At 32.6% G+C, this 17,701-nt stretch carries 15 protein-coding genes; 1 reads left to right on the top strand and 14 read right to left on the bottom strand.

The window, feature by feature from the left end:
- Window positions 1-73 precede the first annotated feature (73 nt).
- Window positions 74-1,216 (top strand): lipoprotein N-acyltransferase Lnb domain-containing protein, encoded by a 1,143-nt coding sequence (locus BLV35_RS14625; protein WP_091091919.1) that lies wholly within the window; start codon window positions 74-76, stop codon window positions 1,214-1,216.
- 492 nt (window positions 1,217-1,708) lie between these two features.
- On the opposite strand, the gene BLV35_RS14620 is transcribed toward BLV35_RS14625, so the two are convergent.
- The 14 genes from BLV35_RS14620 to BLV35_RS14550 all read right to left on the bottom strand — a co-directional run bounded on the left by BLV35_RS14620 (window position 1,709) and on the right by BLV35_RS14550 (window position 17,701).
- A complete protein-coding gene (locus BLV35_RS14620; protein WP_394331048.1) occupies window positions 1,709-3,106 on the bottom strand; it encodes a sugar transferase in 1,398 nt (465 codons plus the stop codon).
- A 153-nt stretch (window positions 3,107-3,259) separates the two neighbouring features.
- Window positions 3,260-4,624, bottom strand: coding sequence for an O-antigen ligase family protein (locus BLV35_RS14615; RefSeq protein ID WP_091091914.1), 1,365 nt, complete (start codon window positions 4,622-4,624; stop codon window positions 3,260-3,262).
- On the bottom strand, window positions 4,621-5,697 hold the full coding sequence (locus BLV35_RS14610; protein WP_091091911.1) for a glycosyltransferase family 4 protein: 1,077 nt from the start codon (window positions 5,695-5,697) through the stop codon (window positions 4,621-4,623). The genes BLV35_RS14615 and BLV35_RS14610 overlap by 4 nt, the downstream gene beginning before the upstream one ends.
- Window positions 5,694-6,812 carry a glycosyltransferase gene (locus tag BLV35_RS14605; protein WP_091091908.1) on the bottom strand — a complete coding sequence of 373 codons (1,119 nt, stop codon included), beginning with the start codon at window positions 6,810-6,812 and terminating at the stop codon, window positions 5,694-5,696. Before BLV35_RS14605 ends, BLV35_RS14610 begins: the two co-directional genes overlap by 4 nt.
- A complete protein-coding gene (locus BLV35_RS14600) occupies window positions 6,809-7,738 on the bottom strand; it encodes a methyltransferase domain-containing protein (protein WP_091091906.1) in 930 nt (309 codons plus the stop codon). Before BLV35_RS14600 ends, BLV35_RS14605 begins: the two co-directional genes overlap by 4 nt.
- 134 nt (window positions 7,739-7,872) lie before the next feature.
- Window positions 7,873-8,874 (bottom strand): glycosyltransferase family 2 protein, encoded by a 1,002-nt coding sequence (locus BLV35_RS14595; protein WP_091091904.1) that lies wholly within the window; start codon window positions 8,872-8,874, stop codon window positions 7,873-7,875.
- Window positions 8,875-8,879: 5 nt separating this feature from the next.
- Complete coding sequence (locus BLV35_RS14590; RefSeq protein ID WP_091091902.1) at window positions 8,880-9,893, bottom strand: hypothetical protein; 1,014 nt, start codon at window positions 9,891-9,893, stop codon at window positions 8,880-8,882.
- Between the two features lie 301 nt (window positions 9,894-10,194).
- The gene (locus BLV35_RS14580; RefSeq protein WP_091091896.1) at window positions 10,195-10,698 is read right to left on the bottom strand and encodes a glycosyltransferase family 2 protein; all 504 of its coding nucleotides are present in this window, start codon (window positions 10,696-10,698) and stop codon (window positions 10,195-10,197) included.
- Entirely contained in the window at window positions 10,688-12,226 is a 1,539-nt protein-coding gene (locus BLV35_RS14575; protein ID WP_245712071.1) for a glycosyltransferase family 2 protein, read from the bottom strand. The genes BLV35_RS14580 and BLV35_RS14575 overlap by 11 nt, the downstream gene beginning before the upstream one ends.
- Window positions 12,226-13,380: a glycosyltransferase family 4 protein gene (locus tag BLV35_RS14570; RefSeq protein ID WP_091091890.1), complete on the bottom strand. Its 1,155-nt coding sequence runs from the start codon at window positions 13,378-13,380 to the stop codon at window positions 12,226-12,228. The genes BLV35_RS14575 and BLV35_RS14570 overlap by 1 nt, the downstream gene beginning before the upstream one ends.
- Window positions 13,381-13,574: 194 nt before the next feature.
- Window positions 13,575-13,991: a hypothetical protein gene (locus BLV35_RS19530; RefSeq protein WP_245712070.1), complete on the bottom strand. Its 417-nt coding sequence runs from the start codon at window positions 13,989-13,991 to the stop codon at window positions 13,575-13,577.
- A gap of 408 nt (window positions 13,992-14,399) precedes the next feature.
- Complete coding sequence (locus tag BLV35_RS14560; protein WP_143031865.1) at window positions 14,400-15,242, bottom strand: hypothetical protein; 843 nt, start codon at window positions 15,240-15,242, stop codon at window positions 14,400-14,402.
- A 38-nt stretch (window positions 15,243-15,280) separates the two neighbouring features.
- Entirely contained in the window at window positions 15,281-16,714 is a 1,434-nt protein-coding gene (locus BLV35_RS14555) for an MBOAT family O-acyltransferase (protein ID WP_091091884.1), read from the bottom strand.
- A 3-nt stretch (window positions 16,715-16,717) separates the two neighbouring features.
- On the bottom strand, window positions 16,718-17,701 hold the full coding sequence (locus BLV35_RS14550; protein ID WP_091091882.1) for a hypothetical protein: 984 nt from the start codon (window positions 17,699-17,701) through the stop codon (window positions 16,718-16,720).

Raw genomic sequence — 17,701 nt, 5'->3', positions numbered from 1 at the left:
TTTAAGATGTAACATAGAATAAGCCGATTTAGTTAAACAAATAGTCACACCATTTATCATAATAGTATACCCAATGAATTCATCATTATTATTTAAAAAAACAGCTCTATTCCTTCTGCTAATTGCCTCAGTAAACTTTGGCTTTGGACAAACCCCTATACTATCCGAAAATGCCCGTGTTAGTGTATTGACTTGTGGAACTGGAAATGAATCGTATTCCCTTTTTGGACATACAGCCATCCGAATTAGCGATCCAAACCAATTTATAGACTTGGTATATAACTATGGTGCCTTCGACTTTAACACACCTAACTTTGTCGCGAAATTTACAAAAGGAGACCTACAGTATTTTGCCGTTGCACATCCATACACTGATTTCATAAATGAATATACTTATGAAAGAAGATCTGTTTACGAGCAGGAACTAAACATTCCCGATACACTGAAACAAAGATTGTTTGACAACTTAAATACTTCCTTAGCTTCGGGAGAAAGCCATTACACCTATAAATTTATCGATAAAAACTGCACCTCTATGGTTGTGGATATCATCAATAAAACTTTAAGCACTACCGCGATCGTAAAAAATAGCGATACTGACATCACTTATAGAACCATATTATATCCTTATTTTGACGGACATTTTTATGAAAAACTGGGAACTAGTATTATTTTCGGAAAAAAAGTAGATCAACTAGGCACGCAGATTTTTTTACCCTTCGAATTAAACAAAAGTTTAAAAACAGTACAGTTCAACAACCATCTACTTGCTAAGAAAAACAAAACACTTCTCGAATACAATGAAACTCCTCCTAGCTCTTGGTGGAATAATTTCTATACGTATGGCCTCCTTCTTGGATTCATACTCTTTATGAATCGCAAAATAATAAACCAAATCTACTTTTTACTAATGGGAATGTTAGGGTTGTTCTTTTTGTTTGTTGGATTTTATTCGAGTCATCACGAATTGGCATACAATTACAATGTTTTATTGTTCAACCCCGCCTTGCTTGCGCTACTTTATTTCTACTATAAAGACAACAAGAAATGGATTTACAATCTCTGCTTGATTAACCTGCTTTCTTTAGCTGTATATTTAATTATACTCATCAACAAGGCGCATTTATTGATTGTGTTACCTCTTATAATTACGAGTGGTGTAGTATTGGTAAAATTAGCATTAAAGAACAAAAAGAAGATTCCCATTATTATCTAGACAAACTAAATCACGATCGTTTGCTTATACCAATATAAAAATTGAACCACCGATGAAACAGATTCCCAAAGATTAAAATTAATAAAATCCGCTTTTTATCCGTAAAATCCGCGTCATCTGCGTTCCATTTTTTTTGCTTTAGTCCGCTTGACAGACAGTCAAACAGCATCGAAATATAGCACTAAAAAAGGTGAGCTCATCTTATCTCGTCCCGAAAGCTTTCGGGAGTTCCGGAACGTGGTTTTATAAAACTGCATTGACTATTATAAAATCGAATAGAGGAAAGTTCAAAATGATTTTTCAAGCAAAATCAAGGATTGTTTTTGAATTAAATCAGCCGCTTTAAAAACAATTGCTTTTTGAAATTGTCATTGCTAATGCTATGGTAATTACCATTGGTATTGTTATTATCATTGACATTGGTATTGACATTGTTATTGTTATTATCATTGTTATTGCCATTGCTATTGTCATTGACATTGCTATTACCCCTTACTGCCCTCTGTAAAACAACACCGTTGTAATGGTTTTTAGTGCAATATTCAAATCCAAATAAAAGCTTCTGTGTTTAATGTAATAAAGATCGTATTGCAATTTAATCAAGCTGTCATCAATTGATGCTCCATACGAATAATTGACTTGCGCCCAACCGGTAAGCCCCGGTTTTATAACGTGCCTAGTCTCGTAGAACGGCATTATTTCTGAAATTTCTTTTACAAAAAAAGGACGCTCGGGCCGCGGTCCTACAATCGCCATATCTCCCCTTAAAACATTAAGAAATTGAGGAAATTCGTCAATGCGGGTTTTACGCATAAATTTTCCAAAAGCTGTAACTCTGCAATCGCCAGTCGTTGCAAAAACTGCCCCATTACTTTCGCAGTTATTCCTCATACTTCTAAATTTCAAAATGGCAAATACAACTCCGTCCTTACCTACACGTTCTTGTGTGTAAAATAATTTTCCCTTATTTCCGATTGTATTTCCGAGGACAATAAAGGGTATTAAAACCGAACATAAAAACAGACCAATTATGGAAAGTCCTATTTCAAAAACCCGAACAACGGCTAAATATAATTTATTATGATTATTCCGGCTAAACGGAAAAAAGCGATAAAAATCCCTTGCTATATATTGTACCGCTATGCGATGGGTCTTGCTTTCATAAACTTGGGTATATTCCCTAATCAGCTTTCCAGATTCTAACATCTGAATCAATTGCTGATACAATTCACTAGTAATCCCAGCTGTCTCTTGAGAAGCAATCACAATTTCGGAAACGGCATTTTTCTTTACAAAAGAAGCCAAATTATTTTTATCTATAGACTCCACATAATGATGATGACTAAAGTTTACATTTGCAGCTGTATCAGCACTTACATAACCAATGATTCTATAATGTGGATCAATACTTTCCAATCCTAGAATCAATTCTTCCACTTGTGCCTGTTCACAAATCAATACTGCATTCTGAAGAAATCGATTACTAGCTAAAAAACGCACATAAAACAACCTCCATAAAATCAAGACGATGAAGACAACACAGTAGAAAGCTAAAATTTGAAGGCGGTTAGAAGGAAGTTCTGGTGAAAAAACAGGAGTCAGTAAATAGACCAAAACTGTAGTAGATGACGTTAACAGCGTACTTTTTAAAACTTGAAACTCGTTACTGGCAACCTGTAGATTATACATTTCAAAAATGGCCCCAAAAACACTGAGATAAACTACCAAAAAAAGAGCCCAATACCCATTAGTGACAGCTGCTATTAGATATTCCAAATCGAAAAAAATACCTGCCAAATACAAAGCGCATAAAACAAAAACAACATCAAACAGACGAAGAATCATTTTCCGCTCTGATATTTCAAAATGTATTTTATTTTTCGGCATTATTTTTTTCGTGGTAATTCCCGCAATTTAGTGATTTTGTTCAAATATAGATTTAAGAAATGTTAAAATTTTTAACAATTACTAATCTAGCTTTTATTCCTCTTAATTTTATCAAAACCGACTACCATTAACATTGTTTCTTCCTTTTCAATTAAATTAAGACCGCTTTTCTATATTCGAATACTGTTCTTTTTTAGAGGACGTCCCTAGCTGCACATTCAACAAAGACAAGGAATAGACAAAAGCAGGAATAGCCGTTCGCATCGCGGCATGATTGATCGTTAGAAACCAGAACGCCACAAAACACAATAAAAACATATTGAACTTGTTTTCCAGATACAAGACCAATGGCGTGATAAACAAAATTAACAATCCTGTAATACCTAGTGCCCCATGCTCCGCCAGCATTCTAGTAATTTCGTCATGCGATAAAACAACAATACCAGTCTCTACTTCCCGAACTTCAACACCCTTACCCACACCCACACCAAAAACAGGATTCGCCAGAAAAGTTTTGATTTCATTTTCAGCAATATCCCCCCTTCCGGTAAATTGGTCTTCTTTTACTCTACCCGCTGCGTCTTGGTTCTTGTAGCGCTTATTAATTAACCCACCGGTTTGAAAAGAAGTATAAGACCACACAACAACCATGGCAAGACTAATGAACACTACAATATAATTTAGTTTTACCCTTCCCTTAAAATTAGACTTAAGATACAAGAACATTAGTAATAATACAATCATCAAAAAACCGGTAATCATTCCGCCACGAGAAAAGGTAACCATTCCCCTATAGCTTATGTTAAGTGCTATAATTAGATTTAACATTAGCATGAATTTTGACCTTGATTCTAATATAATCCGCGAAAAAAAAATGAACATCCCCAATCCTAAAAAAGTAGCCACCTGATTAGGCCCAAACCCCCCTGAAGTTTCATAATTAGAACCGGTTCCTGTAACTATATCGCGTATACTTGGTGTGTATAGGCTCAAATACACCGTACAACTTATAATTGGTAGCCCAATACATAATAATAACGAATTCATCTGCTCCAATCCAATTTTCCGTCTATAGGTGAACAAAGAGGCTATTGCCAAACAGACCGGGCCAGAAATATTAAACGCAATCGTATTTTTAACATTGGTATCAAAGTTTAAAACAAAAGTAGAAATAACGACCCCAGGAACCAATAACAATAAAAAGATCCAATAAGGCGCTGCGCCTTTGGAGAAGCCGCTAAAATACATCCCCATTAAAACAAATAGCATCACACCATATTTAGAAAATTCATACGTAATATTCCCCCCTGTCATTCGCAAGAGTACTTCACTCCCTGCGATGTACGCGGCCACCATCAGTGCTTCATTATTTCTGTTTTGCGTTTTAATTACATAATAGGTACCTATTATAAACATAGAATAGCCATATATTTTTGAGGTAAATGGAAATAAAAAAATCCCAATCCCAATGGCTACGTGGAATAAAATTAAATACAGATAGAATTGTTCTTCTTTTTTCATTTATCAATCTTTTGCAACCAATTTAAATATTGCTTTATAATCCCTTCTTCTGAATAGTTATTTAAAACTGCGTTATAAATCACTTCTCCAAAATCGCGGCGAAGATTTTCGTCTACTATCAATTCAACAAGAGCTGCATAAAACAACTCCTCTTTTTTCGGTACTATAAAACCATTTTTTCCATTTTGAATTACTGCAGGCATTTCCCCCACATCCGTTACTACCACTGGTTTTTTAGCCCTCCCATATTCGAGTAACGCAACAGGCAAACCCTCTGATTGAGAAGTTAAAATACAAATAGTGGCTTGTTTCAATATATTTTGAATATCATTTTTGCTACCGTACACAAAAACCATCTCTTTTAAATCATACTCCACAACTAACCTCTTAATTTCAGCTGAATAGTCATCCTCAAAATCTTTACCGACCAAATGAAAAGTCCAATCTGGATGGGTTTCTCTAATCCTATTTGCTACTTTCAATAGAAGAAAGTGATTTTTTTGTAGCCTCAAATTTGCCAAACACACAATCCGTTTACCCTCAATTCCTTTCAAAAAAGTCACCGCTTCAATCCCCTTTTCTTTAGATGAGAAATTAGGCAAATAAATAGTATTCTTAAAACCTATTTTTCGCTCTGACCAGTATTTTAGTTTTTGATTTACACTAATCACTCCATTAAAAAAAGGAAGTATTATTTTAAACATTAATGTAGCTCTCATATTCAAAAACTCGCTTTCGCCGTAATGGTCATGCCATAGTATTTTAACCGAAGGACAAACTAGTTTTAGTAGAAAAGCTATAAAAAAAGAAGTGCTATGAGCATGAACTATTGTAACTTTATTCCTGACTACAAACCATCTTAACCTTAACAAGGCTTTTAAATCAAAACTATTTCGTTTATTTAAAAAAAGATAATCCACTCTTTCGTCTAATTGAGATAAAAGCGGGCCTTCTTTTCGAGTGGTAACTAAACCTGAAAATTCGACTTTTACAGTTAAGCCATTGGCATAATTTATCGCCATGCGTTCAGCTCCTCCTGCCTCCAACGAATCAATAATTTGGATAATCCTCATGGTTGCAATAACTTTTTTATCTCTTCTTCAAAAATGTCTAGGGTGTACTTTCTGGACCAATCACACCCTTTCTTTTGCATCATATCGAAAAGGGGTTGATTATTCAATATAGCTTCTATGTGCATTACATCTTTTTCTAAATTCATATCTAACAGCGCGCCTCTATTTCCAAAATCTAACATGAATGGAACACAAGATACTGATGTTGCCAATGGAACACAACCCCAAAACATTCCCTCAGCTATAGCTTTTGGCCACCCTTCACTATCGGAAGGCAACAGCACAAAACGACTCTGTTTATAGGCCTCCTTGAGAGTTTCCTTAGACTGATTTCCTTCTAAAATAATTTGTTTTTCTAATTTTTTGTCGCTAATATAATTTTCAAGGATAATACGCTCACTTCCTTCCCCATATAAACTTAACTGTACAGGATATCCTTTTTGAATCAAACGTTCTACTAATTGTATAGCGTACAATGGATTTTTGCCTTTCACCAAAGTGCCAACGAAAACAAAATCAATACTGCAATTTACCTCCTTTGTAACTAGTGGAATCGCATCTGCTTCGTCATAAGTTGCCGTAAAAAAAGGTTTAATATTTTTAGAACTTCCTTCCCACTTTCCATAAACCAAAACCTGCATATTTCTTGTTAGGAAAGTATTACTCAGAATCCACTTTTGTAACCGATAACTTCGGGCCTGCTTGGATTTCGGATCCCAATTACCGGCATATTTGGCTGTTTTGGTTTTTTGAGGAAACAATATTTGGACAAAGCATCCTATTAGACCAATATTGCCCGGACACCGCAAATGAATATGATCAGAACGCTTCATTGCCTTAAAAATTTGCCAAATTATAGTGGGTGTTTTCAAGAAAGCTTTAAAGCCGTTTTGGACACTTAATAAATCAAATGTAGAAATGGGTAAAAATGTAATATTGGGCTGTTCATATTGGCACTCTATCTTTGCATTGGAGAAATCTTTTACTGGAGCTACAATAATAAATTCGTCCACATACTTTCCCCAGACATTCATTTCTCGAACATAAGGCGCATAGGCGAAATATAAATTTAGCTCAATACAATGTGGAACATGTGTGATAATTAAAAATCTCATCGTTTCAATTCATAAAACTCGTTTAATAATTCAATCGGTTTTCTTTGTACTGTGTCTTTTTTAAAAGTAAAGGCATATCCTTTGGGCATTGAAACTGTACGTCTATTCGGTAATGCTTGCAATTTATCTAAATATTTTAACCATCCCAACAATATACGTGTTATAAATAACCAGCTACTTCTAATTAGTCTTTTTGAACTAGTATTGATAAGATAATTTGATATCGTGACAGCAACCATAGAAGCATTACCTTCTGTTATTTCAGTATGAATGACGGCGCATTGTGGGAATAAACTGCGCATTCCCGTATAGGTAAACCTAAAAAAATCATATGGTTCTGCGTGATACGGAAAAGTTTGAGGGGCTTCAATTTGTAATAATCCACCAATTTTTGTAACTCTTTGTAACTCTTGACAAAATTTCCATGGGTTTATCGTATGCTCAATAACCTGTGCTGCTAAAACCATATCAAAACAATTATCACTAAAAGGAATGTAATGCCCATCAAAGATATAATCCGGTTTAAACTCATTGTGAACATCAGATGTTATTACTACACAATGTGAAAACTTATTTTTATAATACGCTGCTTTTTCTCCCACACCAATAATCAATACAATGCTTCTCTCTGATAGTAATGTAGACAGTTCGTCATATCTTTTATCAATATTAAAATCATTGCAAAGCGATGGAAGTAATTTTCTACGTATAAAGTTTTTTATATTAGAAGTGTCCAAATGAGCAGAGTCCTGCGTTGTTTTTCTAGCAATAATAACATCCTCTTCATTAAATATTGAATCAATACTAAACAAAATGGGAGTTCCATTATGGATTCGCAACTTTGACTTATCCTCAAATAAAAAACAGTCTTCAGTTTGTGATGCTAATTTAGAATGGGTATCAGGATGTATGATGTATTTATGCATAATAAAGATTTTTATTTAAATTTAATTTAAATCTAAATGGTTTAGACCAGCTGTTATGAGACTAGTATTCTATACAGTAATATCAGCAAGACATACTTTTTAATATACAGTGCAAAGTATCACAACTAGAAAAATTATAAAGACCGTTTTGGTCTATTGAACCACAAAACCCACCATCCGACAGTTCTCCCAAGAGTTTCAGTAAAAGCTTCTATTCGTTTGTTGCTCGTAAATATATTACTAAATCTAACAACCGTCAAAAGTATCGTGATGGCATGCCATTTGAAATGGTGTTGGATTGTTGGATGTGGATTTTTAACCCGCCACACATACCATCCATTACGCACTACCATTTTCCCATATGTATATTGGTTTGGTCTTCCTGAGCCATCGTGATAGTGATGGAGCTTGGCTGCGGTATTCAAATATAACTTCCCTATTTTTGCAACTCGCAAAGAAAAATCAGCATCTTCATACAGACCATAACCTACAAAATAAGTAGAAAAATTTATTGATTCGAATACTTTTTTTCGAAATGAAGATACGCCCCCCATCATCATTTCCACTTCATAAGTTTTCCCACTTGGTGGCAAGAAACCCACACTACGACCATGCGAATACATAGAGGAATATCCCGGAGGACAATCACTATCTAATCCCATTGCTTTTCGAAGTATGAATCGGCTTCCGTCATTTTGTTTCCATCCATCAAAATAAAATTCTCTGAGTGATGCCTTATAATTATCGCCTACAAATTCCCATTTGCTTTCATTGATGATGTTTCCTCCTACACCTAGTGCATCCGGTAAAACTTGATATGTTTTTAGTAACTCTTCAAAATAATTATTCTCTAGAATAATATCGTCGTCTAAGAAACAGACTACCTCTATCGCTTCAGCAACTTTCTGTATTCCAAAATTTCGTTGTTTGGTTAGCCCCCTGTCAGCTACTGTGACTTTAAAATAACATACGTTTTTAAATTGATTTTCTAAATTTAAATTTAGAGTTACATTATCAGTAGAACCATCCACAATCACAATCTGACTTGGATATACAGTTTGTTTGTCAACGGACTGCAGTAATTTCAATAACGGCGTAGGCCGCAAATAAGTGCATATAATTAGAGCAAATTTCATCTTTTTCAATTCTTAAATAGTGAATGTAATTTGCTAAAATAAGCTTCTCTTTCTAAATACTCTACCCATAATTTTCTATTATTCTCTTGCATTAAGATGAAAATTTGTTCAGAAATAGTATTATGAAATGAAATCAAATCCTCTTCAAGACTATCCTTTGACACAAAAACACAATGTGCTGGCCAATTGATTTCTATATTCAATGGCAACCTCATATCTGTATCTACCACTACAGGAATTCTACCCATAGCGAGGGTTTCATACAATCTAACCGAAAAATTCCCCGCTCCTCTTAAACAAAAATTATATGGGTTTTTTTCCATATTTAGAAAAAATTCTAGGGTGGTTTTTTGCTTCTCAATCGCTGTTTTTATCCCAGCTCGGTATTTTTTTCGAAAAATAAAATCAGTTTCAACTTTATTGCTTTTCAATAATAATGATAGAAAATGATATCGTTTTATACTAGAGGGATAAAAAGCCTGATAATCTGTACTTAGTTGTTTTGTCAAGCGCTTGTAGTTGTACCGTAAATATACAAATACTTCTTTTACTCTTTTAATCAATGAATTACTGGCGTTTCCCACAAAACCTATTCGAGGAAGAGCAGCTTTAGGAATAGCTTTGAATTCTTTTTGTAGTAATGAATAGGGGTCAGATATAAAAGAAGGTAGTATAACAGTGTTCGAATTTAATTTTGAATCAAATCCACCCATTCTAAACGTAAAAGTGAGTCTATCCATACTCAACCCATAATCTCCTGCAGTATAAACCCACACTTTCTTTTGCAAAGCAAGGGCTTGATCAACAAAACCATTTAACTCTATCATCTTGTTATTGATATCAAAATGCGCTACATCAACAGGAACTACAGCGATATCACAGTCTTCCATACGAGAAACTATTTGATACTTTTCAAGAAGCTTCAAATTATGAGTATAGTACAAATCAAATAACAGCGGAAAAACACTACTACGGTTTTCTGGTGTTAAGTATTGTTCGTCTGTGTATAGTTTTAGCATTGTATTTAAACTTTAATTTTGTCTGAAGTTTTTATAGGTGATTAATCCTCGTTTAGATTTATTATATAAAATACATTCTAAATATAATCTTAAAGCTCGAGCGATTTTAATAAAAGATTTATTAATTGGAACCTTCTTACTTTTCTGATTAGATTCACCCGCCAATACAGACTCACTCCCAATTACTGAAAAGGCTAATACCTTTTTTGTAATCCCAATTTTGGCATTTGATTTAAGAATCCTTATTGCATATTCCGTCTCCCCATATCTACCTGACGTATTTTCAAGATAACAACCGTATCTATTGTAAAATATTTTTTTTAGTAATAAAAGGATGATCACTATATTGATAATAATTCAATAAAAAGTTTTGAAAAGAAAACTTTGGAATCAAATCAATATTTGAGGATAAATGGAATAAATTTTTAAATTTATAATTAGCTGTAAATCGAATCATATCCACTTTTCGAGAATTTAATAACTCCAAACATTCCGGTAAAATGGTATTTATATCTGAACTTAAAATAAAATCTTCCTGACAGTAAATAATATATTCCCCCTCACAAACTTCAATTCCCTTATTACTACTAGCTGCTAAGCCTTGATTTTCATTAGCTAGAACTAACTTATCAATTGCATAGCCTTGTAATAATTCTATATTTTCGCTAGTACTACCGTCATCACTTACTACAATTTCATAATTTGAAATTGCAATTCTTTTAATTCCTTCTAAGCACTCGGCCAAATCAAATGGCCTGTTATAATGGGTTATGAGGAAACTGAATTGTATGGTACTATTTTTCATGTTTTATTTTATTAGCCCAATATTGACTCACTACCCATTTTTTTTGAAAGGAATTACAAAAATTAAAATAATTTAAAACCGATTCTTTTTTCAATAACTTTAAAAAAAGCACTAATTTATAGCTACGAAGCTGTTGCGTCGTATAATGCTTCAACAACACATACATCATTGTAGGAGATGGTTTTGGCAACAGGACTTCATTTTCCCATAACTGTTTTACTTTAATCCTAAAACCACCCATAGGCGCTTTGAGATGTGTGATTTTCAAATCAGGAAAATAGATTACATCATGACCTTGATTTCTTAACTGCATACCAAAATCCGTGTCTTCTCCATATCCAAATTCTAATGCCTCGTCAAAACGTATTTTTTGCAAAGATGCGGTCTTAACAAAACTGTTACCCGAACCAAAAATTCCCGATTGATGGATTAATGTATATTCTTGTTTTTGATTTACTAACAAACAAGAAGTTGTAAACACCGAAACCTGATATTGCTGGGCTAATGCAATAGCTTTTTCAAAAAAACTAGGATCAAAAACAATATCGTCATCTGCCAGAAATACCCATTCACTTTCCACTTGACCCAAAGCAACATTCCTCGCATTACAAGCTCCTGCTTGATGGGTAAATGTATGTTTTATAGTAAAGGGCCACTTTTCTGAAGTTAAATAATCTAATTCGGAGACACTACCCTGTTGTGGATTTTGTTCCGCTATAATTACATTTACAGGCAAATGCGTTTGTTTTGCTAAATCCTGCAAAACATTATATAAGTATTTTTTTCGCCCAATTGTTGGTATAATAACATCAATTGTTTTTTTTTCAACAACTTTTAAAGTTGATTGTACTGGAATAACATCAAAATTTAAAAGTGGTTTTTTTCGACTTCTATAACCCCACGAAAATAGGAATGGAAGTATGAGAAATCGTTTTTCGAAAACAAGTAAATTCAAAAACAGCAGTACACTCCATCTTTTTTTATAATGTTGTTTTACAAAACGAAACAACTCATAAGAACTTGCTTTTGTCAATTTAATTTCTGTGGTCTTATTTACCAATAACTGGGGTTCAGAATAACAAAAAAGCCCATAAAACATCCCCAACTTAGCCACGGAGTTCAAGAAGTAATCAAATTTTTTGTCTAATTGAATTTTCTTTGAAATATGATTTATTACAGAGGCATGAATAACCCCTACATCAACACTCATCAACCAGCTAGGATATCTTACTTTTTTATTGATATTGATAAATGGGGATTCCTCAACATAACCTATGCTGTTTCCTAAAAAATTAGTTTGCTCTAAGCCGTAGGAAAGCATCATTTTATTATGATGGAAAAGACTGGAGATCTCATTTAAATTCAAATTGTCTTCCAAAGAATCATGACACCAAACTATTTTAGAATTAGGAAATTGACTTGCAAAAAAAAGAATACTCTGAGCAATACTCTTATTCTTATCCACAACTAAAAGTTCCTTTGATGGGGGAACTACTTTAGTTACAGCGTTACTTTGATGATATACCACTACCACTTTAAGTTGATTATTGATTTATAAAATGCTCTATTTTCGTTTACTATTTTTTCAATATCAAAAAATTGTTCCACATGACTCCTAGCTTCTTTTCCCATTTTTAAACCGAATTCTTTATCCTCTAATAAATGGATTATTCGATTAGCAAACAAAATATGATCTTGTGGATGTACCAGATAACCGCTCTTTTCGTCTATCATTAATTCTTGTGCCCAACCAATATTTGTATTCACTACTGGCTTTTGTAATGCCATTGATTCTATGGTAACCATTCCTAACGTTTCGGCAAAACTAGGAAACACACAAACTTGCGCCTTTTTAATATACTCTTGTACTTCTTGATATGGAATTTTCCCTAGGTAGCTGATTTTTTCCAAATCAGTTCCCGTAATTTTCTGTTTCAATACATCCCAGGTAGAAGTGCTTCCCGTCTCAATATCAACGGAATCTCCTCCTATTAAAACTAATCGAACATTGGGGTGTTTTTTAATTACTAATTTAAAAATTTCTGGTAATTCAAAAACCCCTTTTTTTCTAATTATTGTTCCAATATATAATAACAATCCTGACTTAAAAACTGCTGGATTTTCATTTTGAAATTGTTCCAAAGCTAAACCATAATGAATGGTTTGTATGGTTTTATTTCTAATCTTAAATAATTTCGCCGAAAGCTGTCCTGCATAGGTTGTAGGTGCAATAAAAGCTTTGGCGCTACGAGTGGCTAATTTTTCGAACCAAAAATTTTTTATTTTTTGAGGACGCTTTTCAATATGACAAAAATAGGTATCACTCCCATGAAACCGGATTACCAAAGGCACTTTAAATTTCATAAAAGCAGTAATTCCGGTCCAGTCTGGTGCTTCAATTAGGTCTATTTGTTGCTCTTTGATAATTGAATTGCAATAATTTTGAATGTGCTTTCGATACAAAAACCATTTAAAGGCCTTGTAGCTTTTGTCAGCAATTAAATGAAAACTAATGCCGTTTTCTTGAAAAACAAGATTTTCTTTTTGCGCATAGACAAAAACGGTTACTTGCACTCCTTTTTGAACCAAAGCTTCTACCAAATTTTTGATACTGGTACCCAATCCTCCCGAATGAGAAATTTTTGAATCAGGATATTCTGGAGTAAGGAAAGCAATGTGCATAAGAGTTTTTGTTTTGAAACTGATGAAAAATAAGCTATTGACTCTAATTAGTTTCGATAATTATATTCAGTTGGTTAAAAATAGTATTTTGATTCTGTTTAAACCAGTATTACAACCATTTTACTGATGCTGTTTATTTTTTATAAAAAAATCATTGATAATAACCGTCGTGAACTTTCTCGCACCAACATCATTCAAATATCCGCAAAAGGAAAAATAGCGATCTTCAACCACCTCATTTTCGTAATTATAAATTTCAGGATACGCTTTTTCCCTTTTTCAAAATAGTTAATTCCATACGTATTTTCACACATAGGAGTCATAATAGACAAGAGTCGAATGTTGTTGTTTTTACAAATTAATTTGATATCTTCATAATACTGGTTATGAGGCAAAGCCTTCAAATAAGTAATATCATCGCACATTTTCTTTTTCTTTTTATTGTCTAAAGGATAATAGCCCAAATTATTCAAGAGACCAGAAGATTCTTTGGCAATGATCTTAAATCCTTCTCTAAAACCAATTTGAGAATCGTATTTTATGTAACTGTAAAATGGCACATAATACAAATAATCAAAATCAGGCTCGCTTTCAAAATGCTTTCTAATCACTTCTGCATCTTGAATATCCGGTAAAAACTTAGAAGCTACCCAACAGCACCATTCTCATTAGAAAGATTTAAATAGACTTCAATAATCAAGTCTTTTATTTCACACTTTCGCTCGATCATTAATTCAAAAGAAAGTCAGCCTCAATTATAAGGGAGCCACTCATTCAATAATTATACATTTTAAATTCTTTTTTTCAAATAATTCACTTGCGAAATGATTATTAGCTCTCGAAGAACCTAAAACAATCACATCATAATTAGTTGCTTTTGTGTTGCATACAGCATCAACCTTGCTTCTATGAAAAGAACTTAAATAGACTCTTGTATAAAACCTGTCTATGCCTATTGACAGTATAAAAATTATTACAATGATTCTAAGAAACAATAATAAAAATGTTTCATGACTTTTTTACTTTAACATTTTATTTATCACTTTTTCAGTGAAGTAATGCGCTCCTTCTTTATTTAAATGATATGCATTTTGAAACATCGTATCATCACTTATAGCTTGTGAAAAATCATATAATTCGGGAATTTTTTGTTTTAGCTTCTTAATATAATTTAGATTTTTAGTCTTTTTACTAAATGGAGCACAAAAAAATTGAATTTCCATATCGTTATCCATTGCATAAGCCTTGATTTTATTTAAATAACTATTCCCCTGACTTATGTTTCCCGGTAATGATTCATCAAAGTTAGTTGTATTACCTTCTAATCCATAAAACCCATAGTTTTCAGTTATAGGTGTTTTTTTATGTATACCATTTAAAAAAAACTCACGAAATCCAATTTTTGATTCAAAAATGCCATATCTATAAAACGGAATATAGTAAAGTTCTTTTTTATTTATAAAATGCAAATTAAAATAGTCTTTTGTTGCTTGATTTTCCTTTATAAATGGCATTATTTGATAAGGTAGCAAATTCGAATACTCTTCTTCAATATTAAAAATATAATCAACTTGAATTAAAATTTTTTCTGTTTTAATATTGTATTCTTTAATTAATTTCAACAATACATATATATCACTCATCCTAGCTGCTTGAAACCCCAAATTAAGTGCACTTTTTCCAGTTTTATCTATTATTAATTTAGGAACAATTGTGTTTTCAACTCGAGAAGAACCTAGAAATATAAAGTCTATTCTTTTATTTTCCAAACTTCTTAAATATTGAAATTTTGTTCTTGGAAACGCATGAGAATAAGTTGATGTATATACATAGTCGAATATTACCATCACTAGTAATGACATGGCAGTTATTTGTAGAATCAACAGTGCAAATTTTCTCATTAAAATTGAAAATAGATAAATTGTTTATAATCAGAATAAGTTCCTAGAACGATTATAGCGGCAATACAACACGCTAATTTCACTTTATCATATTTCCCTGAAATAGGCTCTACTTTAGTTCTAGAATTCCATTCAACAATGACAAACAATAATACTAGTAAAATTAGTTCATAATTGTAGCGTTCATTCTCTAGGTATTGGGAAGTGAAATTTCCGTTGACAACTATTCCTTTCAAATAAAAAACGGCATCGGTCACTGTTTTAGCTCTGAAAAAAACCCAGGCGACACAAGACAATAAAAAAGTACTAAGCATACTAAGGAATACTTTAAAGGACGCAAAATTCCATAACAAGACAGCACTCTCAATATTAGTTCGATTGCCTTTCAATAATAATAAGGGTAAAAAATACACGGCATTGATAAACCCCCAAACGAGATAAGTCCAATTGGCTCCATGCCAAAAACCACTAACTATAAATATTATAAATACATTCCGTACTTGATTGAGTTTAGAGCCTTTGCTTCCTCCAAGTGGTATGTATAAATAATCTTTAAACCACGATGATAAGGAGATATGCCAACGACGCCAAAACTCAGCTATATCCCTTGAAAAATAAGGATAATTGAAATTCTTGAGTAAATCAATCCCAAAGAGCTTAGACATTCCCAATGCCATATCGGAATACCCCGAAAAATCACCATAAATCTGAAAAGCAAAATAAATGGCTCCTAAAATTAACGATAGGGAATTCATTGAAGAATAATTATCAAAAATCGCATTAGCATAGGTGGCACAGGTATCTGCAATGACCACCTTTTTCAATAATCCCCAGATGAACTGATAGATCCCTTCTTTGGCTTTTTCGAAATCAAATTCTCGTTTTACTTTTACCTGAGGTAATAAATGCGTGGCTCTTTCAATAGGACCTGCCACCAACAAAGGAAAATAGGACACAAAAAGCGAATAATCAACAAAGTTATATTCGGCTTTGATTCTACTGTTATAAATATCAATCACATAGGACAATCCGTGGAAGGTATAAAACGAGATTCCCACCGGCAAAACTACATCCAATAAAAACGGACTTGATTTGAACCCTACACTTTGTATTAATTCAGCAAAAGAGCTCGCAAAAAAGTTATAATATTTGAATATCCCTAGAAATCCTAAGTTTACAATGACACTTAACCAAAACCAAAACTTTCTAATATTGCTCTTCTGGCTTTTTTCAATTTGTATTCCAGTATAATAATCTAAAAACGTGGAGAAAACTAGTAGGAATAAGAAACGCCAATCCCAACAGGAATAAAAATAATAACTCGCAACTATTAAAAGTAAATTTTGAGTGTTTTTATTTTTATTAAAAACAAACCAATACAGTACAAAAACAATGGGTAAAAATACCGCAAAGGCAAAGGAGTTGAAAAACATGTTCTATATTTTATACTTTCTTGATTTTAAAATTTTCTTGATTTCATTTGACAATTTCAATGAAAACACATGAGCTCCATTTTGATTCAGATGAAAAGTATCATAAAAAAACTCTTTGTTTTGTGAGATTTCATTATGAGACAAATCTATAAAATAGATAGATGAATTGTGTTTATGAAGTTCATTTAATTGTTCTTTAATGGGGCTGTATAATGGATTAAAAAGTGGATCCAAACGTGCTTTGTATTCTGGAGCCCACACAAAAATTAATATTGAATTGTCCGCAAGTAATGGTTCATAAAAAGCTAAAATCTTATTTAATTTACTTTTGTAAATCTTTTCATTATTATCAATACTTTTTAGATACCTTTTTAATTTAACAATGTTATATTGGTCATTTTTAAAGGTGTTAGATTTAGGCGAAAAACCATCACAAACTTCTTCCGTTGCACTTTTATTTGTAAAACTAGAAACGATTCCATTTTTAAAGACTTTAAAATTATTATTATACTTCAAAAGTGGTACAAATTCTAAATATTGATATTTTAAATCATAATGAGATAGCAAATCACTAACATCATTATCGTTTATAAAGGGGATGAATTGACTTTGGTTTGGCAACACATCATTATCGTTAAAATGTGCTAAATCTATATTTTGAACAAATATTTTAGGAGTATGATTGTGCTTTAAATAAATCTTTAGCTTTGATTGCTGCAATTTAAAACCTGCTGCATCATAACTAAGATTGTGTGTCTTTAAATTTGTTGAATTACCAATTATTTTCGGATCATAGCCTACAAAACCCCTTGACGACCCAACTATTACTATATCAGCATTGATAGTTCCCTGTAACAATCGACTCCAATCTTCATAATTACTGAATTTTATTTTTTTTAAACCGAAGTCTGCTACTAATTGAAAACTATATCCAATGATATACACGGCTGTAAGTAAGAATAAAATATAAGCTAAAAATTTGTTCAT

Origin of the sequence: Flavobacterium gillisiae, assembly GCF_900107635.1 — a bacterium.
In the GTDB taxonomy this organism is placed as follows: Bacteria; Bacteroidota; Bacteroidia; order Flavobacteriales; family Flavobacteriaceae; genus Flavobacterium; species Flavobacterium gillisiae.
Note: the sequence above shows the minus strand (reverse complement) of the source record. Positions and strands in the feature narration are given on the sequence as shown.